The organism is Kitasatospora sp. NPDC085879 (assembly GCF_040686255.1).
GTDB lineage: Bacteria > Actinomycetota > Actinomycetes > Streptomycetales > Streptomycetaceae > Kitasatospora.
This window is the reverse complement of record NZ_JBFBJZ010000088.1, coordinates 1-25,744: the sequence shown is the minus strand read 5'-3', so window position 1 is coordinate 25,744 and position 25,744 is coordinate 1. Positions and strand designations below refer to the sequence as shown.

Annotated in this window: 17 protein-coding genes and 1 pseudogene; 5 read left to right on the top strand and 13 right to left on the bottom strand. The window is 68.6% G+C overall.

Features of this window, described 5'->3' with window-relative positions; translation table 11 throughout:
* Window positions 1-518 precede the first annotated feature (518 nt).
* From AB0P35_RS37175 to AB0P35_RS37160, 4 genes are all read right to left on the bottom strand, one after another.
* Window positions 519-902 (bottom strand): hypothetical protein, encoded by a 384-nt coding sequence (locus tag AB0P35_RS37175; RefSeq protein ID WP_363519928.1) that lies wholly within the window; start codon window positions 900-902, stop codon window positions 519-521.
* Between the two features lie 772 nt (window positions 903-1,674).
* On the bottom strand, window positions 1,675-2,721 hold the full coding sequence (locus tag AB0P35_RS37170) for an asparaginase (protein ID WP_363519925.1): 1,047 nt from the start codon (window positions 2,719-2,721) through the stop codon (window positions 1,675-1,677).
* Window positions 2,722-2,778: 57 nt separating this feature from the next.
* Entirely contained in the window at window positions 2,779-3,456 is a 678-nt protein-coding gene (locus tag AB0P35_RS37165; protein WP_363519923.1) for a GntR family transcriptional regulator, read from the bottom strand.
* Window positions 3,457-3,477: 21 nt separating this feature from the next.
* Entirely contained in the window at window positions 3,478-4,224 is a 747-nt protein-coding gene (locus tag AB0P35_RS37160) for an amino acid racemase (protein WP_363519919.1), read from the bottom strand.
* A 700-nt stretch (window positions 4,225-4,924) separates the two neighbouring features.
* On the opposite strand from AB0P35_RS37160, the gene AB0P35_RS37155 reads away from it, so the two are divergent.
* A complete protein-coding gene (locus AB0P35_RS37155) occupies window positions 4,925-6,385 on the top strand; it encodes an APC family permease (protein WP_363519916.1) in 1,461 nt (486 codons plus the stop codon).
* Window positions 6,386-6,453: 68 nt separating this feature from the next.
* Window positions 6,454-7,320 (top strand): hypothetical protein, encoded by an 867-nt coding sequence (locus AB0P35_RS37150; protein WP_363519913.1) that lies wholly within the window; start codon window positions 6,454-6,456, stop codon window positions 7,318-7,320.
* Window positions 7,321-7,694: 374 nt separating this feature from the next.
* Here the strand turns inward: AB0P35_RS37150 and AB0P35_RS37145 are convergent, their stop codons facing one another.
* The 3 genes from AB0P35_RS37145 to AB0P35_RS37135 all read right to left on the bottom strand — a co-directional run bounded on the left by AB0P35_RS37145 (window position 7,695) and on the right by AB0P35_RS37135 (window position 12,727).
* A complete protein-coding gene (locus AB0P35_RS37145; protein WP_363519933.1) occupies window positions 7,695-9,245 on the bottom strand; it encodes an ISL3 family transposase in 1,551 nt (516 codons plus the stop codon).
* Between the two features lie 662 nt (window positions 9,246-9,907).
* Window positions 9,908-11,314, bottom strand: coding sequence for an IS1380 family transposase (locus AB0P35_RS37140; protein ID WP_363519910.1), 1,407 nt, complete (start codon window positions 11,312-11,314; stop codon window positions 9,908-9,910).
* A 171-nt stretch (window positions 11,315-11,485) separates the two neighbouring features.
* Window positions 11,486-12,727, bottom strand: a complete 1,242-nt coding sequence (locus AB0P35_RS37135) for a hypothetical protein (RefSeq protein WP_363519908.1) — start codon at window positions 12,725-12,727, stop codon at window positions 11,486-11,488.
* A gap of 1,452 nt (window positions 12,728-14,179) precedes the next feature.
* On the opposite strand from AB0P35_RS37135, the gene AB0P35_RS37130 reads away from it, so the two are divergent.
* Both AB0P35_RS37130 and AB0P35_RS37125 read left to right on the top strand, forming a co-directional pair.
* Window positions 14,180-15,400 carry an IS256 family transposase gene (locus AB0P35_RS37130; protein ID WP_363519905.1) on the top strand — a complete coding sequence of 407 codons (1,221 nt, stop codon included), beginning with the start codon at window positions 14,180-14,182 and terminating at the stop codon, window positions 15,398-15,400.
* 131 nt (window positions 15,401-15,531) lie between these two features.
* Window positions 15,532-16,857 (top strand): annotated as a pseudogene (locus AB0P35_RS37125) (transposase).
* Between the two features lie 156 nt (window positions 16,858-17,013).
* Here the strand turns inward: AB0P35_RS37125 and AB0P35_RS37120 are convergent.
* From AB0P35_RS37120 to AB0P35_RS37095, 6 genes are all read right to left on the bottom strand, one after another.
* On the bottom strand, window positions 17,014-17,697 hold the full coding sequence (locus tag AB0P35_RS37120) for a transglycosylase family protein (protein ID WP_363519902.1): 684 nt from the start codon (window positions 17,695-17,697) through the stop codon (window positions 17,014-17,016).
* A gap of 552 nt (window positions 17,698-18,249) precedes the next feature.
* Window positions 18,250-18,816, bottom strand: coding sequence for a WhiB family transcriptional regulator (locus AB0P35_RS37115; RefSeq protein WP_363519899.1), 567 nt, complete (start codon window positions 18,814-18,816; stop codon window positions 18,250-18,252).
* A 1,193-nt stretch (window positions 18,817-20,009) separates the two neighbouring features.
* On the bottom strand, window positions 20,010-20,756 hold the full coding sequence (locus tag AB0P35_RS37110) for an SGNH/GDSL hydrolase family protein (RefSeq protein ID WP_363519896.1): 747 nt from the start codon (window positions 20,754-20,756) through the stop codon (window positions 20,010-20,012).
* A 314-nt stretch (window positions 20,757-21,070) separates the two neighbouring features.
* Window positions 21,071-22,294 (bottom strand): beta-ketoacyl-[acyl-carrier-protein] synthase family protein, encoded by a 1,224-nt coding sequence (locus tag AB0P35_RS37105; RefSeq protein ID WP_363519894.1) that lies wholly within the window; start codon window positions 22,292-22,294, stop codon window positions 21,071-21,073.
* Window positions 22,291-22,557 (bottom strand): acyl carrier protein, encoded by a 267-nt coding sequence (locus tag AB0P35_RS37100; protein ID WP_363519891.1) that lies wholly within the window; start codon window positions 22,555-22,557, stop codon window positions 22,291-22,293. Before AB0P35_RS37100 ends, AB0P35_RS37105 begins: the two co-directional genes overlap by 4 nt.
* A 27-nt stretch (window positions 22,558-22,584) precedes the next feature.
* Complete coding sequence (locus tag AB0P35_RS37095) at window positions 22,585-24,099, bottom strand: MFS transporter (RefSeq protein ID WP_363519888.1); 1,515 nt, start codon at window positions 24,097-24,099, stop codon at window positions 22,585-22,587.
* A gap of 1,520 nt (window positions 24,100-25,619) precedes the next feature.
* Between AB0P35_RS37095 and AB0P35_RS37090 the strand changes: the two genes are divergently transcribed.
* Window positions 25,620-25,744: PIN domain-containing protein (locus AB0P35_RS37090; protein ID WP_363519931.1), on the top strand; the 125-nt coding region annotated here is incomplete at its 3' end.

Here is a 25,744-nt window from a genome sequence, read left to right as displayed (position 1 = left end):
GGGGGCGGTGGGGCTCTCGCCGACCCCCCGGGGGGGGCGGGGGGGGCCCCGGCCGGATGGGCGCTGGGGCGGCACGCCCGCCCTGCGGGCCTGTGAAGGCGGGCGGGGGTGCTCCGCTTGCGAGGGACTCTGGCCGCGGGTGAAGTCACCGCGGCGGCGCGTGGGGCCGGATCGTCTTCGAAGACGAGGCCGGGTTCGCGATGACGCCACCTCGGGGCCGTACCTGACGGCCGTCCCGCTTGAGCAGCACGGACAACCGCGCGGAGGGCATCCGACCGCCGCGCTCGCGTCCCGCGTCTCCGGCGGCGTTCGGCCCTGGGCCCGCCAGCCGCACGGACTGGGCTCTCATCCACGTGCGCGGGGCCAGATCCCGTTGCCGCAGCAGTTCCTCGACGTCACTCTTCTGATCCGACGTAAGCTCAAACACCAGCGGTCTCGGCACGGAAGCCCTCCCACCGGCCGATACGCCTGCACGGCATCCGACTACACAAGACCGCTTGGCGATTTAGCGGGTGCGGTCACTCTCTGCGGCGGCGGGCGAGGACGAAACAGACGACGAGGGCTGTTGCGACGGTCTGCTCCGCCATGAGTTCGGCCAAGTAACTCGGGGTGCCGCTGGCCGCAAAGGCAGACACGGTGATGAGCAAGGACAGGATGCGGGAGGCGGCGACGAAGCGGGCGCCGGTGCGGCTTTCCATGCGCCAGGTCCACAACACTGTGATGAACGTGACAAAACCGAGGGCGGCATTGATCACGGCGAACCAATCCGGCAACGGCGTCAGAGTGCTGCCATCTTCCGCGCGGTGGATGAGTACGGCGGGGCTGTCGAGCGTGCAAGCCAGGGCGAGCCCGATCCCGTTCGTGGCGGTGAGGCGGTGGGGGAGTGGATTGGTCCGGCTCATGGTTCTCCTGCTTTATGTGTTGTGGCTGTCGTTTATGCCGGCGGATGGGACCACCGAGGGCAGCCGCCTGGTGTGCGGTAGGCACTCCAGGCCGAACCGTGTCCGGGAAGCGACCCTTCTGCCCGGGGATGTGCAGGCTGAGCACACATCATCTGGCCAGCCCTGCCCGGTCGACAGGGACGTCGGGCCCAGGTCGGGCCTATTCATCCATCCATGCGCTGGTCAGTGCACCGGCATGTGAACCGTCCTGGGCTGGCCGAAGCCCGATCATCTGGAGAGGCCGCGCCCGCTATGCGCAAGCCGCATCCGGAGGACGTCTGTGGCGGGAGACCAGCCTGGTGTCCGAGAAACGCCGGGTTGGTACAAGCCCGAGGCCGAGGCGATCCGCTTGATCGACCTCAACCTGGGCGTGGACGCGGAGTGCCGGCACTCGGTTCGCCGGGGCGAGACCGGCGCCAGCAGCCGGGGCGCCATGGGCCGGGGAGCCAGATGCGATGAGGCCGTGGCGCCCCAGAATGACGGGTTCAAACGGGTGGGTGAGGAGGCTGAAGGCCTCGCCGCCGCAGACTGTCAGCGGACACGGCAGACTGGTTCTGGTGTGAGCTCCGTGAAGTGTGGATCTTGGCAGGGCAAGGGTCAGGTCTACCGCGGCCTCCTGTTGTCCGGCGACAGGGACGACCTGGCCGTAGTGCACCGACCGGCGGGCACGTTCGCGTGGCGCTCTCGGCCACGTCCTCGTCCTGTGGCACCGGCGGCACCGATCAAATCGGTTTCACCGTCCGGGCTGATGAGAGGACTCGGCAGGAAGACCGCTGACCGCGGCGAAGACCTCGGTGATTTGGTCGCGGCCCTGGCAGCCTGTGGCGAGCAGGCGGTGGAGAAGCAGCCGGGCTTTGTAGGGATCCAGGTTGCCGCTGGGAATCAGACCGTTGGCAATCAGGTCGCGTTCGGAGCCCGGGTAACTGTAGGTGCGAGTGAGAACAGGACCGTGGGCGATACGTGAGGAGAGTACGACGGGCATGCGGTCCGCGAGTCGGCGCAGCCTGGGCACCAGCCACTCGGGTACGTGGCCGGCACCAAGGGCAGCGACGACCAGGCCGTCGTACTGACCGAGCAGGTCCAGCTGGGTGCCGTCGTCGCCGATGGTCACGCTGTGCAAGGCGATCCGCACCGTCCTCGTGGTCGGCTGCGTGCCGTCGGCGGCGGGGAGAGCGGGGCGGTGGGGCAGCTTCTGATGCAGTCTCACCTGCCCTTCTACGACTAGGCCGAGCGGGCCGTATCCGGGAGAGGTGAAAGCTGCCGTGCTGGTGGTGTGGCTCTTCTTGACCGTCCGTGCCGCGTGGACTTTGTCGCCGAGGACGACGACGCAGCCGGCGTTGCGCAGCCACGGACCGGCCGCCGCGATGACGGCGGCGTACAGATTGGCGGGTCCGTCGGGACCAGGAAGGGACGGGTTGCGCATGGCCCCGGTGAACACGACGGGTGCGCTACTGCGGTGCAGCAGGTCGACGTAGAAGGCGGTCTCCTCGAGCGTGTCGGTACCTTGTACGACTACGACGCCGTCCACGGTACCGGAGCTGAGCTCCGCCTCGATCTCGCCATGGAGGGCGTTGAGGTCGTCCAGTGTCAGCGAGGCGCTGGGCACCCGACAGAAGTCGTGGACGCGAAGCACGACGCCCAGGGCGCTCAGCGCCGGAACACCCTTCAGCAGTTCCTTGCCGGACAGCGCGAGGACCGCCCCGCCGGTCACCGGGTTCGTGGCGGTGGCGATGGTGCCGCCGAGGGCGAAGACAGCAACGGTACGGCCGTTGAGTGACATGGCGTTTCTCCATATGCTGCGCCGTTGCCCCTGTCGGGTCCCGCGGTGGGCGGGCCGTCAGTCGGCCAATTCCTGATCGGCGTCGAAGAGTTGGTTGATGTGGCCACCGAGTTCGGCCCAGTGGTCGGCGGAGGATTTCGCCGCCGCGACGGCGTCGCCGGATGCGCAGAGTTCGATGAGCCGGTCGTGGTGCTCGGTGGTGTTGCGCCCGCCGAGCAGGCTGGAGAACTTGCGGTGGAGAATCCGGTGGATCTGGGGATGGAGCTGCTCGATGACCCGGCTGAGGACGGGGTTATCGGCGACAGTGACGGGGACCGCGTGGAACCGGTCGTCGGCCTCCAGGGCGGCCTCGACGTCGTTGGTGGCCACGGCTTGCTTGAAGTCGTGGTTGGCCTGGCGGAGTCGGCCGAGGTCGGCGGGCTTCATGAGTGGTACTGCGGTCTCGACGGCGAGTTGGTCCAGGGACCGCAGCACGGCGAGGGTCTTGGCGACGTCGTGCCGGTTGAGTGTGGTGATCCGGGTGTACACCCCCGGTTTGGACTCGACCAGGCCGATGTCGGCGAGCCGTGCGAGGGCCTCGCGGACGGGGGTGCGGCTGAGCCCGAGGCGTTCGGCGAGTTCGCCGTCTTTGACCTTCTCCCCGGGAGTGAGTTCGCCTCGCACGATGGAGTCGCGAAGGCGTTGGAAGACCTCGTCGCTCAGGAGGCGGCGTGCTACCGGGGTGTTCAGTGACATATTGCGTACAGTACATCGGGCTCATTGCGCTTCATGTGGGGTCGTACGGGTGCGCTCGATGACGGCACGGGCGAGGACCAGGGCTGGGTCGATGAGGGGCACGGGGATGCTTTCGGGCGTCAGTCCGAGGGGGATCTCGGTGCAGCCGGCGATGATCGCCTGCGCCCCCTGCTCGACGAGTCGGTGTGCGGCCCGGGCTAGGGGTTGTGCGGTCGATGTTCCCCGGGTGCCTGCCTTCAGTGCCTGGATCGCGGGCATGACCTCAGTGTCCTGGGTGACCTCGTCCGGCATCGCCAGGGTGATTCCGGCGTGGTCGAACCACTCCTGGTACAGCCCTGTTCGAGTGGTTCCGGTCGTGGCGAGCAACCCGGCGACGCGGACCCGCGGCCGCATGGCCGCCAGGTGCAGGGCGACCTCGTCGATCATGTGGACGATCGGTAGGCCGACGTGCTCGGAGATGCCGGGTACGAAGGCATGGGCGGTATTGCAGGGGATGGCGATGAGCGTGGCGCCTGCTGCGCGCAGGATCTCGCTTCCGCGGATGAGCCACGGCGTGGGGTCTGGGCCTTGGTGCAACAGGGCCTTGGTGCGGTCGGGGACCGTGGGATCGGACCAGATGACTGTTCGGGGATGCTCCTGGTCGGTTCCGGCTGGCGTGACGGACACCAGCTTGGCGTAGAAGTCGGCGGTTGCTGCTGGCCCCATGCCACCCAGGATGCCGATGATCTCTGACGGGCCGTTTGATCTCCAATATATTGCACTCTGCATATCTCTACTAGGTTGGATCTCGCATGGCACCGTGTCAAGGGGGCGCTCCCGGAAGAGCCCGGACCATAGGCGCCAACCGGAGGAGTAGGCCCACGGCCGAAGAAGCGTCCACCGAGCGCGGCTCGTTCGCCTCGATCACGTCGCACACGCCGGCAGGTCGAGCCGGCCCGGGCGGGCCCGCGGTCGAGCACGCCACGCGCGGTGAGCCGCGACGTGCATCCCCGCCCCCCACGGGCGGCAGTCGGATAAGTGTTCCCGGGATTGAGCCGGCAAAGAGCCTCGCACGGCCCAGTCCGATGGCCTGCGCCGTGTGCCGCAGCACCGGTCACATCTTGGCCGACCCCTACCGCACCTCCACTCCTTCACCCGCAGCCTCGAACTCGACCGCGCTGCCGTCGACGCCGGTCTCACGTTGGGCCACCACAGCGGCCGTACTGGCAGCGTCAACGCCCGAACCAAGAGGCCCTCGAGGCAGATGCAAGGCTGAGCCGGCAACCCGCATGGGACCGGAGTTGGTGCTGAGGGCCCGAAGGTTTGGGTCTGCGGTACCTTCCTGCTGCCCAGGGTGGGCCGATGGACTATGCGCGTGCGAGAACAACAGGTGAATACGATCTCATCGGCCAATGACTCGAGCCAAAGGCTGGTGACGAATAGTCACGGCGGCAGGCCCCGCGGGCGACAGCTGTCGGCAGGACGGGTGATGGTGCTGGCCGTGTCAGCCGCTGGGCCACTGGGCGTCGTGGTGGGCGGCCTGCCTCTCGCGCTTGCACTTGGCAACGGCCCCGGCGTGCCTGTGACCTACGTGGTCGCCGCGGTCGTGCAATTCTGCTTCTGCGTGGGGTACGCGGCACTGTGCAGACGGGTCGTCAGCACCGGCGGGTTCTACATGTACGTGGGACGCGGGCTGGGCAGACCGGCGGGTGTTGGTACGGCGATGCTGGCACTGTGCTCCTACACCGCCATGTCGATCGGCCTCGTCGGGGCGTTCGGATACTTCACAAGCCTGGTCCTCGCAAGGTCCGGATTGCATGTTCACTGGTTGCTGCTGGCCGGTGGCGGTGTTGTCGTGGTCGGCATGCTTGGCTACCACTCGGTGGGGATCTCCGCCAAAGTCCTCACCGTTCTACTGGTCGCCCAGCTCGCCATGGTGACGGCCTACGATCTCGCCGTCGTGGCGCACCTCGGCACGGCCGCTTTTCCCACAGTCTCGTTCGCCCCGGAGACCGTCACCACCGGCAGCGTCGGCATCGGTCTGATGATCGCGTTCAGCGGCTTCGCCGGCTACGAGTCGGCAACGCTCTACGGTGACGAGTCGACAGATCCGACCAGGAGTATCCCGCGCGCTGCCTATCTGGCCGTCGGCGCGATCGGCCTGATCTTCGTCGTCACCAGTTGGATCACGATCGGCGCGATCGGCGCGAACCAGACCCAGTCTCGTGCGCGTGCTCAGTTGGGCAATCTGATGTTCGGGCTCGTGGACACCTATGCGGCGAAGCCGCTCAGCCACGCGATGGCCATCCTGATGTGTACGGCGCTCCTGGCATCGATCCTGGCCATGCACAATGCGGCCAGTCGCTACACCTTTGCTCTGGGCAGAGAGAGACTACTGCCTGCGGTGCTCGGTCGTTTCGACTCTCGCCGCTATTCGCCGGCCAATGCCAGCCTTGCGCAGACCGTCGTCGCCGCCGTTGTGGTCGTGGCATTCGCGGTCGCGGGACTCGACCCGTATCTCAACCTGGCCACGTCGATGGTGGGCCTGAGCACGCTGGGCATCCTCGCTGTGCAGACCATTGCCGCAGTGGCGATCATGGTGTATTTCCACCGGAACCCGGAGCCAGGGCTGTGGCGCACCCGGATCGCCCCCTGTGTCGGGGCGGTGGGCCTGCTCACTGCCACGGTACTGTCCGCCGTCGACTACAGAGGCCTCGCCGGCACGACCGATCCCGTCGTTGTCACACTTCCCGTCGTGCTCGGTCTGGCGGTGGTCGGAGGCACTGGCTTCGGACTGTGGCTGAGACGCCGACGCCCTGACATCTACGCCGGCCTGGCGTGGTCGAAAACCACCGTCACGGCCGTCCCTGCGCCGGCGTCCGGCCAGGGCCGGACGCCGGATGAGCCTCGCCTCCCGACAACCGAGCCCCGGCGCGGCTTCCTGTCGTGAGGCTCTTCGGACGAGGAAGAGCCGCGCCCCGTCTCGTGCCGGAGCTCGCAGATCACGATCTTGGCCGGATGCTGTCCCGGGCCGCAGCCGCAGGCCGCGCCCCGGAGCAGGACTTCGTCCTTGCCGCGGTCGAACGTCTGCTACGTGAGACGGGACGAGACTGGGACCGGTGCACGCACCGCATGCGCGTTCTGGCGCAGAGCGGCGGGATCCACGGCATTGCCCACAGCTGGTACAGCCGCCGCCCTGACGACCCGTACGCCCTCATGCTCTTCGTGCTGAGCTGCTTGGCGAGCGGTGTGGCCGAACAATCGCCAGAGCTGACCGACTTGGAGTCGCTGTGCCGTCACAGCGCGCGACTCCTTCCCGCTCACCCGGGCCCCCAGGTAGCCCTGCTCGCCACATTGCGCAGGCTGCGTCGCCCGGCCCATGAGGTGTTCGAGGTATGGGGGGAAGCCACTGCGCGTGACCCGTGGCACCGCGAGGCACACCGGCAGATGATCCGCTATCTGTCACCGGACGAATGCGGATCGGCCGCCCGAGCTCTGGACTTTGCAGACGAGGTACGCGCCACGATGCCGCCCGGCGTGCCATCGGCCGGACTTCACCTAGCCGCACTGACGGACAGCTACCACTGGGTGCTGTCCCGCCGGGGAGCGGGCACGCCTGGCATCGGACAGTACTGGACGGCTCCCCTCGCGCAACAAGCACTCGACGAGGCTGCCGCGAAGTGGCTCCGGCCGGGGTTCCTTTCACACGCCGCCGGCCCGGCCGACCTCAATCTGCTTGCCTACGTCCTGGTGCAGGCAGAGCGCTTCGACGAGGCCGCTGAGGTCTTCCTCACGCTGGGCGCTACGGTCACCGAGTGGCCCTGGCGTGTCCGGGGAGACGCGGTGCAGCAATTTGCGTACTGGCAGGATCGGCTTCTGACGTAATGGTCGCCCCGACCGGCACCTCAACGGAAGGTCGCCCACCGGCCTCCCGAGACAGCAGAGGTGAGCAGGACGACTGCCTCAATTGCGCCGCGGCCGTGAACCGATCTGACAGGTGCCTCACCGTGATGCCGGCCAGGGCCAGCGCTGTGCCGGTCAGCGCTGGCCGACGTCAGCCCCACCGTCCCGTCCCTCCCACGCAGGCGAGGGCCAGACGAACGCCCCTGCGACCGAGGGAGGCGTCCTCCCTGTGTCCGTGGAGGGACGTGACGTTGGCCGGAGGAACCGCGCGTCCGCCCCACGCGCCCCGCCTGTCAGCGGACACGGCAAACGGTTCTGATCCACTTCTTGTGGGCGGTTGCGGAGCGTCACGGCGTTCAGTCGGCGAGGAGTATCTGGAGGCGTAGGAGGTCGAAGCCGGCGCGGCCGTAGCCGTCCCTCTTGATCCGCTTGACTCGGTTGACGTTGCCCTCGACCTTGCCGGAGTTCCAGTCCAGGGTGAGTCCGGCGGTGACGGCGTCGAAGTCCTGGCGCAGGCCGCGGGCCAGGCTGCACAGCGGCTTGAGGCCGGTGTTCTCGGCGCTGGTGAGCCAGTCGGCGAGGTCGCTGCCGCGGCGCTCGGTCATCATTGCGGCGAAGGAGCGGACGCAGGCGGCGACGGCGTCCAGTTCGGGGCAGCGGGCCAGCAGCTTCTTGAGCTTGAGGGTTCCGCTCTCCTCCAGGCGGTCGGGGTGCGAGGTGATCAGCCAGGTGGCCTTCCGGATTGTCAGCTCTTTGGGCTTGTCGGGCGCGGGCTTGCCGCTGGCCCGGATCTCCTGCAGGTGGCGGCGGACGGACCGCTTGCTGCCGAGGTAGCCGCGCTCGACGATCTCGGTGTGGAGCCGGGCGGCGTCCGTGCAGCCTTCGTTCCAGCGGCGGTGCAGGTAGGGCGTGTAGGCATGGATCTGGCCGTATCGGCGAGATCCGGTTCCAAGGGATGCAGCCTCAGGAGTGTCGGCGTGTGCGTACCGGCGCACGGTCTTGCGGTCCAGCCCGAGCACCTCGGCGATCACCTGGATCGGCACGCCCTTGTCGTACAAGGCATGCACGGCAGTGTGGCGCTCGCGACGCTGAACCGCGCGCAGGCCCTCCGACGGCGCCGGCATCTCGGGCTCGGTCGCCTCGGATGGCGGGCCGGAAGGCTCCGATGCTGCGTCCGAAGCGCGTTCGGCCAGGCAGCCTCGGTGCGCGGCGACGCACTTCTCGACGGCCTCGCACAGGTTCATCCAGAGATGGAACCTGTCGGCGACCTGCGTGGCGTCGGGGCAGGCGGTCCGGACGGCCTCGGCGTAGGCGGTGGCTCGGTCACGGCAGACGATCTCGACTCCAGGGTGCTCGCGCAGCCACGCGGTGAGGGTGTCCGCGGTGCGATCCGGCAGGACGTCCACCCGCTCCCCGGTCTCCATGTCCAAGAGGATCGTTCCGTAGACGTGGCCTTTCTTGAGCGCGAAATCGTCCACGCCCAGGACCCGCGGCGCGATGCCGACGCGCTTGCCGGGGAGCTTGCGCACCAGCCTGAGCAGGGAGTTCGCACTCGCCGGGATGGACAGGTGTGCGGCGAGCCGCGCGGCCGGGCGCCCGGCCAACGCGAGTGCGATCTTCTCCAGCGCGCGCTGAAGCGGCGAGGTCCGGCGCGCGAACCGCTTGGTCAGCCCGTCCACCTGCTCGACGAAGGTACGGCGATCGCACTCCGGCACCGGACACAGGAACCGCCGCACCGCCAGGACGATCACGACCGCGCGGCCGGCCACCGCGAGATCCGCCAAGCGTCGTCGGTAGCCGCCGTGGAGCCGGCCGGACACCGTGCCGCACCCGGGGCAGGCCGCCTCCTGTGTCGTCGTCCGCGCCGCGAGCTCCACCGCCTCGCCGCCCACCCTGACCTCATCCACCACCACCGGCGCGAGATGGGAGAAGGCCGTCAACAGAACGCTGCAGTCACACGGACAGCCATCCTGCCAGCCTCTTGTGACGGCCAGTCACCGCACCACAAGAAGTGGATCAGAACCACTCCTACTGTCCCTTGACACCCGCCGGGAGCAGCCTGCGCCTCGTGCAGGGCATCGGGTGTCACGCCCTCCCCACCGGGGCGGGGAGAAAGCCTTCCGAGAGACCTCGCCGGGCAGGCGGCAGCCAGGTGGTAGATCAGCACCTGCCAAAGCCAACTTGGATGCCGGGGTACCGTGCCCGCGCCTCTCCCACGACCGGCTCTACTCCGGTCACAACATCAATCCTGCGGCCCGATGTGCTGCGCACCGACGACAGCGGCGGGCACCTCGTCCTCGCTACGGGGAACCACGGCGGTTGGGAACGCTCGGTCTTGTGTGGCCTTGATGTTGCCGGGGCCGGCCCGACGGTCTACCTGGCCGACATCGCTGACCAACTCGTCCCGGAGAGCTAACCTCCGTCTTTCGGTTCACGTCGGCTGATCTGGGGGTGATCTCTGTGTCGGAGGTCGCGGGGCTCTGTCGGACGTTGGGCATGGCGAGGGCCCGGCGCGAGGGCCGGGTGCTCCTGGTCCTCGTGTCGTGGTGGTCAGGGGCTGCTTCGTCTGTCAGGTGGCCGGTCGAGGTAGTGCCACCAGGCGGCTGAACGCCGCGGTCAGTTCGTGGCGCCAGGGCCAGGTGGCCGCGATCCGCAGGCGTAGGCGGCGGGCCCCGCGCGTGATCCGGGCGGCAGCGTGTAGGAGGCGGTAGCGGAGCTTCTTGGGCTCGGCGGTGGCCAACTCGCCGTCCAGCAGCAGGGTTCGGGCCCAGGCCAGCAGGTCGATCGCGGTCAGGGACAGCTCCAGCCAGACCTGGTTGATGGCGAAGTGGCGGGAGGGGAAGCGGCCGAAGCCGGTGATCTTGCCGCAGCGGATGTGGTCCTCGACCCGGGCGTGAGCCCGGTGGCGGACCTCCAGGTACTGGATCGAGCCGCCGCCGGCGACGGGCGTGTCGGTGAGGAAGACCTGGTGGCGCATGCCTTCGTCCTGGTCGAACAGGGACAGCTGGGCGCCTGGATGGGGACGCTCGCGGCGGACGATGATGCGGGTGCCGTCCGGGTGGCCGGTGAGGTCGACCAGGCCGGACAGCTCGGCGACTTCGGCGCCGGAGCGAAGGGTCCCGTCCTGTTCCAGCGCGGGATGCCAGACCTGGTCGGGTAGGACCCGGATGACCTTGCGGACCTGTTCGGTGACAGCGTGCCCGACGGAGAAGTTGGTCTGGATTCCGCGCTGTCGGAGGGCGCGTAGGTGGGCGAGGAAGACTTTCGCGCTGCCCGCGCTGTCGGCTCGGATGAGGACCGGGGTGCCATGGCGGTGGGCGTCGGGAATCTGCGCGAGTGCTTGATCGAGGACGGTGATGTGGTCGGCTGCGGTGTTCGCTCCGGCGTTGCCCGGTTGCAGGATGCCGGCGAGGGCCTCGCCGGTGTTGTCCAGGAAGCAGAGCATCGGGTGATAACCGAAGCCGCGTTTGTAGGTGGCGGCGGACTCTTCCTTCTCCGAGTGGCAGGTGACGAGGGTGGCGTCGATGTCCAGGACCAGGCCCGGCAGTTCACGGCCACCGGCGTGCGAGGCGGGTATCGCGTCCCTGGTCTCGGCGGCCTGCAGCCAGGCGACCTCGCGGGTCAGGGCCCGTGCTGCACGCAGCGCGCTCAGGGCCGTGGTGTCGATGCCTGCCAGGACACGCCAGGCGGTGGGGGTGGAGGCGACGGAGCCGAACACCTGGTGCTGGTCGCGCAGCACGGCCAGGTCCCGGATCGCCTCACCACCGTCGGCGAGCATCACCGCCAGGTCGACGGCGACCCTGCCCGGATCGTGCCCGGTGCCGCGTGGCCGCAGCCGCCGCAGTGCCTCGGTGAAGACGCTGGTCAGCGACGTGGCGTCGGCCAGATCCGCCAGCAGGCGCGATCCGGCGTGACTGACGACCCCGTGTCCGTCGGCGGTGACGACGAGCTTAGGGCGGGACCGGATAGGGTGCACGCAGAAAGTGCCTTCCTGCTGGTACGACTGGGACCTTAGACAAGCCTCATCGTTGCAGCTCAGAAGGCACTTTCGCTTTTCCGATCATGATCCGGACGTGACCCCGGATGAAAAGCGCAGGCTAACCGCGCTCCGCGTTCCTCCTGCAATACGTCCTGGTCGAGGCCTCCATCACCGGACCTTGCCACGCCGGAGCGCCGCCGCCCCACGGGGACGTGCAGAGCCCGGCAGGCGCCCTGAAATGAGCAGGCTGTAGGCCGGTCCTTGCAGATCGGTCAGCCTCTTCTCGGCGGCTGCCGCAGCCGACGCCCGCCCGACGGCCTGCAGCACCTCGGCGAGCCGTCTGCCCAGCTCCGTCCACTCGGGCTCGTCATCGTCCAGCTTCTGCCAGCAGTGCAGAGCGTTCCGAGCGGCGAGCTGCACAGCCCGGTCGCGGGGATCGGTCCAATACAGCCGGTGCTCGGCCGTGGCGATCCACCGCTCGGCAGCCCGCACGGCGGCGCCAGCCGCAGCAGCAGTGGCCGCCTGCACCTCCAACACGTCTCCCATCGCAGCCGAGCCTCGGCCCGCGGAGCGGAGGACGGCACTCTCCCAGTGGGCCGCGAGCTCGGCCGCCGCATGATGGTGGCCCGCTCGCAGCGCCTCACCGATGGCCGGACGCAGGTCAATGGCCGGTTCGACAGCAGCAGGCCCCTGGGGCGGCGTGGCTGACAGGGACGTCGGCGGCTGCGACGGGCAGGCCGGGGTCGGCTCGACGGGCTGCGGCGGGGACAGCACAACGGTGCCTTCCGAGAGCTGGGCCCGGCTGGCAGCGAGCAGGTGAAGCTCTTGAAGGCTCACTCCACCCGGACTCGTACTCAGGATCCGAGCGAGTGCCTGGGTGTACGCAGGCGCCTGCAGCCGGCCGCGCCGAGCCGACGGTGACACCACTCCACACCGGGCGACCTGCGGGGGCAACTGCAGATCGGCATCACGCATGGGCACACTGGACGGGTCGGCAAGGACGTCCAGAACCACTACCGTGGCGCCCGGCGAGCGTCCAGCCAGAGCCTGGAAGACCCACGACCATGGCAGCGCCGTGTACCGGACGGTGCTGTCAGTGGTGCGGGCCAAGGCGAGGTGCATCTGTTGCTGGCGGGGGTCCCTGGTCAGCTGTCCACATATGTAGATCAGCACCGGGCCCCCGGCAGCGGCAGCCGCGCGGATGCGGGCGAGCACAGCCTGGGGTTCTCCCGGGTCCACCAGCTGTACAACGTCCACCGGTCCGACCCAGCCAGGCAACAGCGCCCGCGGCGGTGCCGCACCGATGACGCTGGCTCCCAGTTCGGTGTCGAGCGACCCATGGCGGCTTTGGCGCGGCGTGGCCGCCAGCAGCAGCACCTGCCCCCTGGCATCGCTCTGACTGATCATCATGGGAATGCCACAGCTCTGGGCACGAATACCAATCTCCTCTGTTTTCACATGTCAGCGCGGCTGTGACCGTACTACGGCTCAAGGTCGGAACGGCCAACCACCGGGTGTAAGTTGGGCCCACCCAAAACCGGAGGGCCTGCCAGTCCGGGTCCAGAGGTCCGGGCCGGGGCGCCCTTCGAGCGGCGTCCGGATGGGCCGAGCGCCATGTGCTCACCGCACGGGCGAGGGGCGACGCGTGACCGCCACCCTCGCCCCCGCCTTGCTCCTGTCCTCCGACGACCCGGCGCCCGTTGAGCCGGCTGTCGACGACTTCGCCCCCCGAGGCCTTCGTCGGGATTGCTGAGCCCGAACTGTCGAGTTTCCTGCTCGCTGAGCGGGTGTGGTCGACAGAGGGCATGGGCGTGGACTGACGCCGGCCGGCGGGGAAGTGGTCCGGCCGCAGGTGGCGGCGGCATTGGAGTCGGGGGGTGTGGACGTACCGGCAGGCGGCGGACTCGTCGGTGCGAGCGAGCGGTCGGCTGATGGCGTTCCTACCGGGCCCGGCGGGCCGGACCGACGGAACTGATCAGCGTCGAGGAGCGGGTCGTGGTGTTCCGGACCATGGCTGACTACACCTTGGAGGAGCCGATGATCGTGGTCCGTTGTGGCCCCGGCCCCTGGTCACCCGGTCGTCCGGGACGGTCCGCCGGCGTAGCGATGAACGCACGCGGCTTCGGGAAGAGGATGCGCCAGTACGGCGTTGGTCTGCAGCGGCCCGAGCGGCGCTCTGGTGGCAGGACCAGGAGAAGGTGACTGCCAGGTTTAAGGGGGAGCACCCGGTCGTCGCTGCCGTGCGAAGGCGGAGAAAACTGTCGGGCGTGGTCGATCGGTGCGAACTGCGCTCCGCGCCGCCCCGCCCGGGCGGTCCTGGGCTCCGGTCGGCCGCGCCCTATGGCGCGGGTGGGCGGTCGTAGGTTCCGGGTGAACATCATGTCCAAGATCGCCTCCCGTCGCGCTGTGGTTCACCGTTTTCCTCGACCGGCTCGCCCCGCCAGGCAAGCCGAAAGGCCCACGCCGTTGCCGGCCAGTGCCCCGTCCACCACTCCAACGTGGCTGGAGGACAACGCCGACCGCGGCGAGCTGTCCCTCATGCCCGCTGCAGCCCCAAACTCAATCGTCCAAACGAGACTCCCGATCGATCAGCAAGTCCCTTGGTCAGTACGACAACGGCTTCCAGCCGGGACTGCGCGTCATTTGGGCCCAGGGGGCCATGCGCGATCCCAACCAGACGCCTAGTCTCGGCAACCAGCGGCACGTCAGCGTTCCAGGCAGCCGGGCTCACGGGTCTGTACGGTCTTCGGCGATGGCGTCCCGCGAAGTGGTGTAGCAGGGATCTTGGAGTAACCCCTGGTCATGGGACAGCCATCGCGCAACTCTCTGAGTAGAACGGCGAGTTCACTCGGGAGGTACGCGATGGCCTTATCCCAGTCTGACCTACTCCGCCTCATGGAGTCACTGCGTACGGCGGACGGAATCGAGTTGATCAGGACGCTGGCCCAGCGGATGCTTCAGGAGCTGATCGAGGCCGAGGCCACTGCCCGGATCGGCGCCGAGCCCGGCGAGCACAACGACACGCGCACCACCTGGCGCAACGGTCACCGCGACAAGACCCTGACCACGCAGGCCGGCGACCTGGAGCTGGCCATTCCCAAGGTTCGCACCGGCAGCTTCTTCCCCAGCCTGCTCGAGCGCCGGCGCCGGATCGACCAGGCCCTCTACGCGGTCATCATGGAGGCGTACGTGCTGGGCGTCTCGACCCGCTCGGTCGACGACCTGGTCAAGGCCCTCGGCGCGGACACCGGGATCTCCAAGAGCGAGGTCTCCCGGATCTGCGCCGACCTGGACGAACAGCTCACCGCCTTCCGCGACCGGCCGCTCGGCCACACCCGCTTTCCCTACGTCTACCTCGACGCGACCTACTGCAAGGCCCGGGTGAACCACCAGATCGTCTCGCGGGCTGTGGTCGTCGCGACCGGGATCACCGAGGACGGCGGCCGCGAGGTTCTGGGGCTGATGGTCGGCGACAGCGAGACCGAGGTGTTCTGGGCCGAGTTCCTGCGCTCCCTGCGTGAGCGCGGACTGACCGGGGTCCGCCTCGTCATCGGCGACCACCACAGCGGTCTGGTCAAGGCGATCCGCAAGGTCATGCTCGGCGCCGCCTACCAGCGTTGTCGCGTTCACTTCCTGCGAAATACCTTCGCGATCATCCCGAAGGAAGCGGCCGAGATGGTCGCGGCCACCATCCGCACGATCTTCGCCCAGCCGGCCGAGGCCGCGGTCCGGGCTCAGCTGGACACTGTCGCCGAGATGCTCGGCAAGCAGTTCCCCAAGGTCAGCCAGATGCTCCTGGAGGCCAAGGACGACCTGACCGCCTTCGCGGCCTTCCCGGAACGACATTGGAAGAAGATCCAGTCGACCAACCCGCTGGAGCGGATCAACCGCGAGATCAAACGCCGCACCGATGTCGTCCAGGTGTTCCCGAACGACGACGCGCTCCTGCGGCTGGTCACCGCCGTGCTCTTCGAGATGCACGACGAATGGATCGCTTTCCCCCGTCGCTACCTGCCCGAGGGCAGCATGGACCGGATCTACCCCGGCGAGCGCACCCGCGACGAACTCCCGCCCACTTCATGACCGTTGGCGCACGACCACTACACCACTCCACGGGACACGACCTCTTCGGCTCTGTCCCGTAATCGGTGGCAACGAAGGGTGAGTATCCTCGTTGACGTTGCGTGCGAGATGTCAACAAGCCTGTGGGTGTAGTGTTTTCGGGACTTTCCACGCTGGTCGTGGAAGCTGTGGCGAGCGAGGGCGAGGCCATCCGGGTGTCGGCCCGGACCCGGGACGAGCCAGTGCCGTGCCCGGTGTGCGAGCAGCCGACGCTTCGCGTGCACGGCTTCCACCATCGCGTGATCGCGGACGTGCCGGTGGACGGCCGGCGGGTCGTGGTGTCTGTGCGGGTCCGGCGCCTGATCTGCCCGGTCCTGTGCTGCCCGCGGCAGACGTTCCGCGAACAGTTCCCGGGCGTGATCGAGCGCTATCAGCGGCGCACGCGCCGTCTTGCCGACCAACTCGGCCAGGTGGTCGCGGAGTTAGCGGGCCGGGGAGGCGCCCGCCTCTCCCGCGTCCTTGCCGCGGCGATTTCCCGCTCGACCGCCCTGCGCCGCCGCCGCTACGCCACCGTCCTGACCGAAGCCGAGACCGGCGAACGCATCGACGTGCTCCCGGGTCGTCGCGCAGCCGATGCCCTGGAGCGATGGCTGCGCGAACACCCCGGCATCGAGATCGTCTGCCGTGACGGTTTCGGCGCCTACGGCGAGGCCGTGCGCCGGGCTCTGCCCGAAGCGGTGCAGATCAGCGACCGCTGGCACTTGTGGAAGAACCTCTGCGACAAGACCCTGGCCGAGGTCCGCTCCCACAGCACCTGCTGGGCCACGCCAACATGCCCCGCCCGGCCGGCGTCCCCGGGCAGACCACCCGCGGGCGTTGGCACCAGATCGACGGCCTCTTGAACAAGGACGCCGGCCTGCTCGGATGCGCCCGCCGCCTGAATCTGGCGCTCAACACGGTCAAGCGTTATGCGCGAACCCGAACTCCTGCGTCGGGCACCGCGCTACCGACGCACCCTGGTCGACCCTTGCCGCAACCACCTGCGCGAACGCCGGGCATCCGACCCCGCCGAAGGCGACCGGCCCGTCACCACCCCGCAACGCCTGGCCCGCCTTCTCCATCCCGACCACCTCCGGGACAGGGACGCGAACCTCCTTCCGAGCTGACCGGGGATTGGCCGGAGATGGAACAACTGGCCTCCTTTATCCGACAGTTCGCCCGTCTGCTCTCTCCGTCCGCAGGAAACGGCGCGAAGCTCACCGAGCGGATCCCAAGCGTCCGGACGGCGCAGCTGCCCTACCTCCACGTGTTCTCCAACGGGCTCGAACTGGACCACCCAGCCGTCGACGCCGGCCTCACACTGCCACATCACAGCGGCCGAACCGAAGGCGTCAAATACCCGTATCAAACGGATCACGAGGCAGATGCACGGCCGCGCGGGGTTCACCCTCCTCCGGTACCGCATCCTCCTGCAGTGACCACTACACAGCGCAACCACCGAATACGGGACAGGGCCGTTGGCTGGACACACCCTGCACTGGAAGGGCCGTTGGCCGGTGGATTCGGGCTCGGGCGTCGGCCGAGGCCTGCCGCGGACTGCGCGCTCAGCAGCTCGCGCGCCGGACGGTTGGCGCTCAGCCGAGGCGCAGGCGCTGGCCCGGGAAGATCAGGTCGGCGTTTTTGACGACGCCTCTGTTCAGGCCGTACAGGTGCTGCCAGCCGCCGGGGAGATGGTTGGCCCGGGCGATGCCGAACAGGGTGTCGCCCGGCCTGACCGTGTAGGTGCCGCGGCCATGCTTGACCCGTCCAGCCTTGGTCCTGAGGAGAGCCGGGGTAGTGGGTCGTGATGTGGACACCGGTCTGGAGGCGGTGGTCATGGTGCGTGTGTATGTTGATCTGCTCGAGGCGGCGGGACCGTCCGGATGGACGTCGGCGGCAGGGCCGTGGGCTGTCAGGCCGCCTGCTGACGCGCATTCCCAAGCGCCAGGGCCTTGCATCGCCAGGAGCCTTTCTGCGACGGCGATCTGCTGGTCCTTCGTCGCGAAGTCTGCACGCGACGCGTACCTCAGGCCGCCGGCGGCCTTCCAGCTAGACGGAGAGAACTGCAAGCCTCCGTAGTGGCCGTTGTGGCCGCTGTCGTGGTTGGCCCAGTTGCCGCTGGACTCGCACTTGGCGACCGCGTCCCATGTGTCGACGGAGGCGGCCGAGGCGGTTGTGGAGCCCAGAAGCGAAGCTGCGACTGCGGCACCACAGACACCTGTCACGCGGGTGTGCGTGGCGATGCGGGCAGTTCTGGAAGGACGACGGTGCTTGCCCATGGAAGACTCGTCTCTCACCGGCGCCTGCGAGGCGGCCTGTCGGGTCCGGGCAGAGTGAGTGCCCGGTCACGTGCCCTGCGGCGCGCGGCTTGGCCCGAGTTACCCGCCCATGCTCGGCGGGCGCGGCGACGAACGTTTGGCCCCGCTCCTGCCTGCGGCAAGTTACCTCAACCGTTCCTGCCAATCGGCGGCAGGACTCGGCGTACCCGACCGACAGGCCCCGCGGAAGCGGGGGAGCCGACCATAACCAAATCCACCGGCAGAGCTGACGTGTTCGTGATGCAGGTCACAACCGCAAGACCCCGGCCGTCCGGACGTGAGGCACGTGCAAGAAATGAGCGGGTCCGGCCCGACCTCGCGGATGGAGGTGATTTATTGCCTGCCGTGGCTGCGTTGATGCCTTCAGCTGCGGACTTTGCCGCCGCTTCTTCCTGCCGCCGCCCTCAATCCGACGTCCTTCGCTCATGCGTGCCTTGGCGTGAGAGCCGACACCGCCAGCTTGGTGGCAGACGTCTCGCTCGCCGGTACGCGCAAGGGTTGCCACCGGCGCCCTCAGCGCCGCGCCCCAGGGTACCCATGATCTGCCTGCGGCAGGTCGGGAACCAAGTGTCGGTAGGGGGCGACCGCCTCGGCGGCGTGTCGGGCCGTCAGGACGGCGGCGGGAGAGACGTGGAGAGCGTCGGCGATACGTACCTCGTCCCAGCCCCAGACCAACAACCGGATGACCACGGCCGGTCGGCTGGCGGCCGGGATATGGACCTTTCGCCCTGCGCGCAATGCCGCGGCCTCGGCCCCGCCCAGAGTATTCAGCTGGCGTGCCTGGTTGACTAGCCGACTGCGTTCCTTGGTTGTGAGCCCGCCCCATATGCCAACGGGCTCCTGGTTGCGGATGGCGTCCGTGAGACAGGGCTCGCGGACCGGACAGGCCCGGCAGATCTTCTTCGCGTCCTCCTCGCCCTGCTGGGATCTATGTTCCTGGTCGGAGGAGAAGAACACCCGGGGGTCGGTGGTGCGGCAGGCCGCCGAAGGCACCCAGTGCTGCCGTGACAGTGGGTGTCCGGTCCGGCTGTCCGGCGTGCCGATTCCTGGGGGGATCGTTCGACGGTGGAAAGGGAGCATGTCGGCCTTCTGGTGAGGGGTTGGGTGTGAGCGCTGTTCAGAGTGGTTCACCGTGGCAGCAGTCCCGGTTCGTCCGTTCGGGCAGTTGCCGCCGCTTCACGGTGCGTGGGACGACCATGCCGTCGGATGCGGCGACCTCGGGCAACCGTGATCCGGGGTCCCGGTCGCAGCCGCAAGGGTCGAGGAAGCAGCGAAAGCGCCTTAGGGCACCGGCCACGGTCATGCCGAAGCTGCTCCCCGGACTGCCGACGCGCAGCCAGCGGCTGCGTGAGGGGGAATGCTGACAGCCGCGCCTCTGCCACCCGTCGGCAATGGCCCAAGGCAGGGGCCGCAACGCGACCACACCCATGTGCTCGTCACCAGCCATGATCCGAGACTCAATTGGCGCCAGACAGCTGAGGAGGCCTGAGGCCGTCCCCGCCTGGCTCCTCTGTCGAAACGGGTGTTGACCGCTTTCCACCCGAGGAGCCTCACTCTGAAACACGTATTCCGTCCGGTCGGGGGTTCACTGGTGGACATCGAGACCGCCGCCCTGCCGGCCTGCTGCCCGACCGGACCGCAGCGACGGAGACCGGGTCGCTGGCGGATCACGTATGCGCCGAGATCATCTGTCGGGGCCGCCCGCCAGCCTTCACCGAAGCCGACTGAATCAGCGCCCCGAACGCGTTGCACTGCACGGAGCCCCGGCATATCCGGCACAACCTCGTCGAGGCCGTGGAGAAGGCGGTCGTCCGCAACCAGGCCCTCCTGTGCGAACCACCGGGCGGGGAACGAGCACGCACCCAGGCGATCCTGGACACGAGGAAGCCCACGGCAGCCCCGGCGAACGGACCATGCCGCTCCGGTCGCCTCTCGGACCGCACCTGCCAACAGCATGCGGCTGTCCACGCCCTCCTGGGACAAGCGTGCGGCTATAGGCCAATCGCCCGTGAAGTGGGGCCTGATCCGCAGCACCGCGGGCGGGCTCGCCACGCGGCGACCCCCGACGAGCTGCTCGTCGGGCGGTGGACCGGCCGCGCCAGCATCCTCGACCCCCATAAGCCTTATCTCCAGCGGCACTCACCGTGGCAGAGATACGGCGACTCCTGGCAGGCAGCTGTCCCCACGGCCCGCGTCCGACACGGTGATCGCCCCGCGCCTACGCGCTCTCTGAGACTCCGCAAGTCAGTCTGAAATGATCAGCACAGCGAGAGTCAGGCGCGGGCCGACTGGAAAGTGAACTTCTGTGCGGCGGAAAGCAGGCTGGGTAGCATGCGTGCGGCGTGCTCGGCGTAGCCGAGCGGGGAGGGGTGCAGGCCATCCGGGCTGAGGAGTTCCATTGGGCGGTCAAGGAATTCCTCGACGGAGGACGGTGCGATCGTTGCTTGCGCTTTTAGCGCGGCCCGGGTTTGCAGCCGTGCGAGTCGGTGAGACCGGGGTGCGGCCAGCAGACGGACGAGGGTACGTAGGCCCGGTGCCCGGGCTGGGTCCGGGCACGGCACGACGATCAGCTGCCAGCCTGCTTCACGGAGGGTGTCCAGCGCTTGGCTGAAGCGGCGGGCGGCTCGGCCGATTGTGGCCGGGAGCATGGCGTCGTTGCCACCCACGATGATCACCGCAATCCCGGGAGGGAGGGCGGCCGCGCGTGCCACTTGGCTCTGCATGGACTTGGTGGTGGCCCCCACACGGGCAAGAGTCGTCAGCTCGACGGGCCGGCCGATGGCTCGGGCCAGGCCTTCGGCAAGGTAGGCGCCAAGGGTGCCTTGCGGGGTCGGGGCGCCGAGGCCTTGGGCCAGTGAGTCGCCGAGCAGGACCAACCCCAATGGGTCGCCTTCCCCCGATCGGTAGCAGCCATCCGGAGAGGGGACGCTCCAGTTCTCGGGTGGGTGTTTCATTATCAGGTTGCAGTAGTGCTGACTCAGCAGGGCACGCAGCCGCGAGCGGGCGGGAGACGCGGGCATGGGTGTGCTCCAAAGGGTGTTCGGGGCCGATTTAAGCCTTCCACGCGGATCCCAGTCCGCACGATATGGAGGATCGCGTTGACCGGCGTACGAAGCCCCGTAGTCAACGCCTCTCCCTCGATGCAGGCCGCCCGCCAGCGCAGCAGCATTGGCTCGATGATGAGTTCCCACTGGTTATCCGTCAGGTCTGGAGGGGACTGTTCCGTCACGGTTGATCAGTACTGCGGACGCGGACCGACTGCCGCGGAGCCACGGAATCGGGTCAGTGTCGCGTCTGTGGAAGCGGCCGGTGGAAGTTCTCTTCTCGGCATCCCTCAGACGGCGGTGAAAGCCAGGGCAGCGTTCTGGCCGCCGAAGCCGCTGGAGACGGAGATCGCGGCGCGGACTGTCTGATGGCGCATGGTCCCGGTCACCACATCCAGGCTGATCCCTTCATCCAGCTTGTCGAGGTTGGCTGTGGGCGGGATGACGCCGTGCTGCACGGTCAGCACGGTCAGCGCGGCCTCAATAGCGCCGGCCGCGCCCATGGCGTGGCCGAGGATGCTCTTGTTTGCAGTGACCAGTGGCGGGTGGCGGAAGACCTGGCACAACGCAGAAGCCTCGGCCGTATCGTTCAGCCGAGTGCCGGTGCCGTGCGTGTTGATGTGTCCGATGTCGGTTGGCGCGAGGTCGGCATCCGACAGGGCGGCCCGGATGGCGCGGCTCAGACCTTCGCCTCCTGGGTGGGGCGCAGTGTAGTGGTAGGCGTCGCAGGAGGATCCATGGCCGGACAGGTAGGCGCGCGGGCGGCAACCACGGGCCGCGGCGTGCTCCGTGCGCTCCAGGATCAGAATGCCCGCGCCCTCACCGAGGACGAAGCCGTCCCGGTCCGCGTCGAAGGGGCGGGAGGCGCCGGCCGGATCGTGGCCGCGCCGCGAGAGCGCGCGCAGCCGATCGAAGCACGTCGCGGCCATGGGCGTTCGAGCGCAGTCGGTGCCACCGGATACAACGATGTCGCAGGCTCCTGCGCGCAGCAGGCTGTGGGCGGTAGCGAGGGCGGTGCTTCCGGAGGCACAGGCTGTACTGGTGATGAAGCTGGGGCCCAGGGCGCCGAGGTCCAGGCTCACCTCGGCGGCCGCCATGCTGGGGACGCTGCGAGGCAGCATCAGCGGTGAGACCTCCTCGGCCCGACCGTTGGAGAGCCGGGCGTACTCCACTGGGTAGGTCGCCACACTGTTTCCGCCGACGCCGAGGACCACGCCGACCCGGGTGGCGTCCCAGTTTGCGGGGTCCAGACCAGCGTCCGCGACTGCCTCACGGGCGGCGAGGATCGCCAGCTGGGCGAAGCGGTCCAGGCGCAGGGCGAGTCGTCCGCCGAGCCGCTCGGCCATGTCGAGGTGGGGTACCTGACAGGAGAAGTCCACAGTGAGACCCTCAAGCTTCGGATCCCGGCGGGCGGTTGGCGTGCCACCGAGGACGTGCTCCCATGTGTTGGCCGCCCCGATGCCAGCCGGGGTTATCAGACCGAGCCCGGTGACGGCTACCGCGCGCGGGATCACTTTCCGCCGTCCAGGTCGACGACGGCGGGCTGCGGGGTGGAGCGGCAGGCGTCGGCAGTGGTGGCGAGCTCTGCCAGAGTGGCGTCACGCCGGATGTCCGGGACGGTGACGCCCAGCCGTTCCTCCATCATCAGGGAGAGCTCCACCAGAGCCAGGCTGTCGAGTTCCAGGTTGGCCAAGGTAGCTTCCGGGCGCACCAGTTCGGGTGCGACATCGAACTCGCTGATGAGGCACTCGCTGAGGGTGTCGTAGCTGTTGGACATGCAGGCGGCCTTTCTATAGCAGGTCGTTCAGGCATCTGGGCCCAGCACCCGCTGGCCGGGAGAATCAAGGTTGGCCTGTCGGGGGAGGACGTCCGCAGTCGGCGGATGCAGGGCCATCCAGGCTGCCGCGGCACCGAGTAGCGCTATGCTCCCGCCGACCCAGGCGGCCGCCGTCAGTCCGTCGGTGAATGCGATGCGGATCTGGTCCAGATCAAGAACGCGTTCGACGCCCGATGCGCTGGCGCGCGCGAGGAGGTGTGGGCCTGCATCTGTGCCGACCCGGGAAGTGAAGGCGGTGGCGAGGACGGAGCCGAGCACAGCTACGCCAAGGGTCGAACCGATCTGTCTGGTAGCGTCGTTGAGCGCGGAGCCGACTCCGGCAGTGGCTGCGGGAACGGTGTTCATCACGATCTCGGTGGCTGCCGGGGCCAGCAGGCCGGACCCGAAGCCCGACAAGACTTCGAAGGCCAGTACAGGTCCATCCCCGGACTCGGGCCGCAGCCGGGCGAGGAAGACGAAGCCCGCGGCGATCAGTAGCAGGCCGACGGTCACAGGCAGCCGTGTGCTGAATCGTTTGCCCAGCAACGGTGAAACGCCAGCCCCCGACGCCAACCCCACTGAGAGCGGGATCATCCGTACGCCAGCCCCCCACGCCGACAGGCCGCGAACCTCCTGCAGGTAAAGCGTCAGCAGGAACATGGCGCCGAACATCGCGAAAGACATCACAGCGAGTGACATTGAGGCGGGACCGACCGGCCCCTGACGGAACAACCTGACGGGTACCAGCGGAGTACTGCAGCGGATCTCCCAACCCAGGAAGACCGCGAGCAGCACCGCCGCGCTGGCGAAGGCCGCCAGAACCGGGCCGCTGGTCCATCCATGTCCAGGCGCCTCGATGATGCCCCAGACCAGTGCCAGCAGGCCGCCGCTGGAAAGCACCGCGCCGGGTCGGTCCAGTCGTTCCGGCCGAGGATTGCGAGATTCGGGTACCAGTAGCGCCGCTGCCGCCATCACTGCCAGCACGACTGGCACGTTGAGCCAGAATGCGGCCCGCCATCCGTACTGCTCAACCAGCCAGCCTCCCAGCACCGGGCCTGTCAACGCGCCGATGCCGGCTATGGCCGCCCAGACGGCGATCGCCTTGCGGCGCTTCGCGGGATCGGCGAACACATGGACGATGGTGGACAACGTCGCCGGCATGAACAGCGCCGCGCCCAAACCCATTCCGCACCGGGCCGCCACCAACTCCGCCGCGCTTTGCCCGCTCCCGCCGAACACTGACGCCAGCAGACACACGGCCAGGCCGTCGAGGAATGCGCGGCGCCTGCCGTAGGCGTCGCCGATCGCGCCTGCTGCCAGGACGCAGCCCCCGAGGGTGAGGGCGTAGCCATCGACGATCCACTGGGTCTGGGCCAGCGACGGCCCGAGGTCGTGCTGCAGTCCAGGGATTGCCACATTCAGCACCGTGTAGTCAAGCCCGAGCAGGAACAGCGCCGAGCACACCACCAATGCCGCAGGCCACGGCCGATGCCGGGTCAGCATCCGTCTCCCTCCCGCACAGACCAGGGAGGCGGCGAACCGATCCGGCACAGCGTGGCAGCACCGCATTGGAAGACCACTCCGCACGGCCGTGCATATCGTCGGACCGCTTCAGGGGCGGTCAGCCGTTCGTGCGGTCCGCGCGCCCGGAACCGTCGGGTCGACCAATCAAGCAGGCCCCGAGGGCGACCTGCGTGATTCTCGACCTCGCCAGACCCAGCGTCACCGATGCCTTCCCGGAAGGAAGTTGAGTAGACGAGCGTTTCATCGAGCCGCATTGAGCAGGGCTCACTGCGAATATCACGGTGAAACCCGGTCTCCTCGACGCTGCGTGGGGCGATGGTAACGGGGATCACAGCCTAGGGGCAGGGCGGAGCCTTTGAGTCTTCGATCTTGGTGGGGGTCGGGTTCGGGGCCGACCCCCACCAGTGATCCTGCTCCGGGTGGACCCATGGAACATCCGCCACCTTGCGAGTTCTTGGGCCCTCCGTCCGCGGCGTGGGCCCTCTGGGTCGCCCGGCAGACGGCAGTCACGGGCGACCACCTCGCCCGTCAGCTTGGTGAGGGAGCAGCGAAGGTCGCTCCGTCTGTGCCCATCCCGAATACCGACATCGGTCATGCCCACCGAGGGTGGTGCCCGGTGCGGGGCTTCGTCGCACCGAACAGGTCGCCGGTGATCACTCGCAGCAGGGCCTCGGCAGCACGCCTGTGGTTGGGCTGAGGGATCACGTCGCCGTGGCCGATGTCGAACCTGGTCTCCAGGTCGGCGAGTCTGCCGGAAGAGCACGATCGCCAGAGCGACCCATCGTCTCGGCGTTCTGCGTGCATTGTGGCCGCAGGTCCCCAGCTCGCCGACGCTGCCCCGCAGGTTGTCGGCTGCTCGAACTCGTCGACCAGCGCGCCCGGACCGTCAAAGCCGGGAACGGGTGATTGTCGCAGGTGAGGCGGCTTACGGCGTCGTCGCCCGTCTCCCGCCGGCTCACCCTCGTTAAGGGTGGCAGCCGGCCGCGCTGGTGGTGGTGGGCGCAGAGCCGCCGTCGGCGGAGACGGCGCGGCGGTGTTCCAGCCGGGCGGGTTGGCGGTGGTGGACGACGCCCGAGACGATCGATGGCGAGAGGGTGGTGTGGAGGGCCACAAGGGGACGTACGGATCGGTCGACCGTGAGGTGGATGAGCGCCTTGACTCTGTCGGTCGTTGTCCCAGTGCGGGCGGTTGACCCAGGACGTCCGGCACGCCGGCCCTGCATCTTCCGGCGAGTTGCGCAAGCCTGGTCGGCTTGTACTGCTGGCGGCCATCGGGGACAGTGCGCGCCGCGGGGCGCACCCCTGCTGTGATTCAGCTCACAGTTCATCGCAGTCTGCGGAGAAGCGTGCTTAACGTGCACCGGACAGCCGCCCACCTCGGAGCACCGCCAAGCAGGAGAAGGTCGGGCTGTTACTGCCCGGCACAAGCCGCCGACATGCCGACGGCCGTCAGCAGGACCGGAGACGGACATGAGCCATGAAGACCGCAGCACGGGAGCCATGCATTCGGCCCGCGCGCGCAAACGCGATCGGCGCACGTACGTTCTCGACACCAGCGTGCTCCTGGCGGACCCGCTCGCCATGGGCCGCTTCGAGGAGCACGAGGTCGTCCTGCCGGTGGTCGT

What these genes read in the sequence shown, in the direction of transcription:
- AB0P35_RS37170 (WP_363519925.1), bottom strand. Translation starts at nt 2,721, where the DNA reads ATGTCACTCAACGGCCGTACCGTTGCTGTCTTCGCCCTCGGCGGCACC.
- AB0P35_RS37110 (WP_363519896.1), bottom strand. Translation starts at nt 20,756, where the DNA reads ATGCCCGCGTCTCCCGCCCGCTCGCGGCTGCGTGCCCTGCTGAGTCAG.
- AB0P35_RS37100 (WP_363519891.1), bottom strand. Translation starts at nt 22,557, where the DNA reads ATGTCCAACAGCTACGACACCCTCAGCGAGTGCCTCATCAGCGAGTTC.
- AB0P35_RS37115 (WP_363519899.1), bottom strand. Translation starts at nt 18,816, where the DNA reads ATGCTCCCTTTCCACCGTCGAACGATCCCCCCAGGAATCGGCACGCCG.
- AB0P35_RS37150 (WP_363519913.1), top strand. Translation starts at nt 6,454, where the DNA reads ATGCTGTCCCGGGCCGCAGCCGCAGGCCGCGCCCCGGAGCAGGACTTC.
- AB0P35_RS37120 (WP_363519902.1), bottom strand. Translation starts at nt 17,697, where the DNA reads ATGGGCAAGCACCGTCGTCCTTCCAGAACTGCCCGCATCGCCACGCAC.
- AB0P35_RS37135 (WP_363519908.1), bottom strand. Translation starts at nt 12,727, where the DNA reads ATGATGATCAGTCAGAGCGATGCCAGGGGGCAGGTGCTGCTGCTGGCG.
- AB0P35_RS37165 (WP_363519923.1), bottom strand. Translation starts at nt 3,456, where the DNA reads ATGTCACTGAACACCCCGGTAGCACGCCGCCTCCTGAGCGACGAGGTC.
- AB0P35_RS37175 (WP_363519928.1), bottom strand. Translation starts at nt 902, where the DNA reads ATGAGCCGGACCAATCCACTCCCCCACCGCCTCACCGCCACGAACGGG.
- AB0P35_RS37095 (WP_363519888.1), bottom strand. Translation starts at nt 24,099, where the DNA reads ATGCTGACCCGGCATCGGCCGTGGCCTGCGGCATTGGTGGTGTGCTCG.
- AB0P35_RS37155 (WP_363519916.1), top strand. Translation starts at nt 4,925, where the DNA reads ATGGTGCTGGCCGTGTCAGCCGCTGGGCCACTGGGCGTCGTGGTGGGC.
- AB0P35_RS37130 (WP_363519905.1), top strand. Translation starts at nt 14,180, where the DNA reads ATGGCCTTATCCCAGTCTGACCTACTCCGCCTCATGGAGTCACTGCGT.
- AB0P35_RS37160 (WP_363519919.1), bottom strand. Translation starts at nt 4,224, where the DNA reads ATGCAGAGTGCAATATATTGGAGATCAAACGGCCCGTCAGAGATCATC.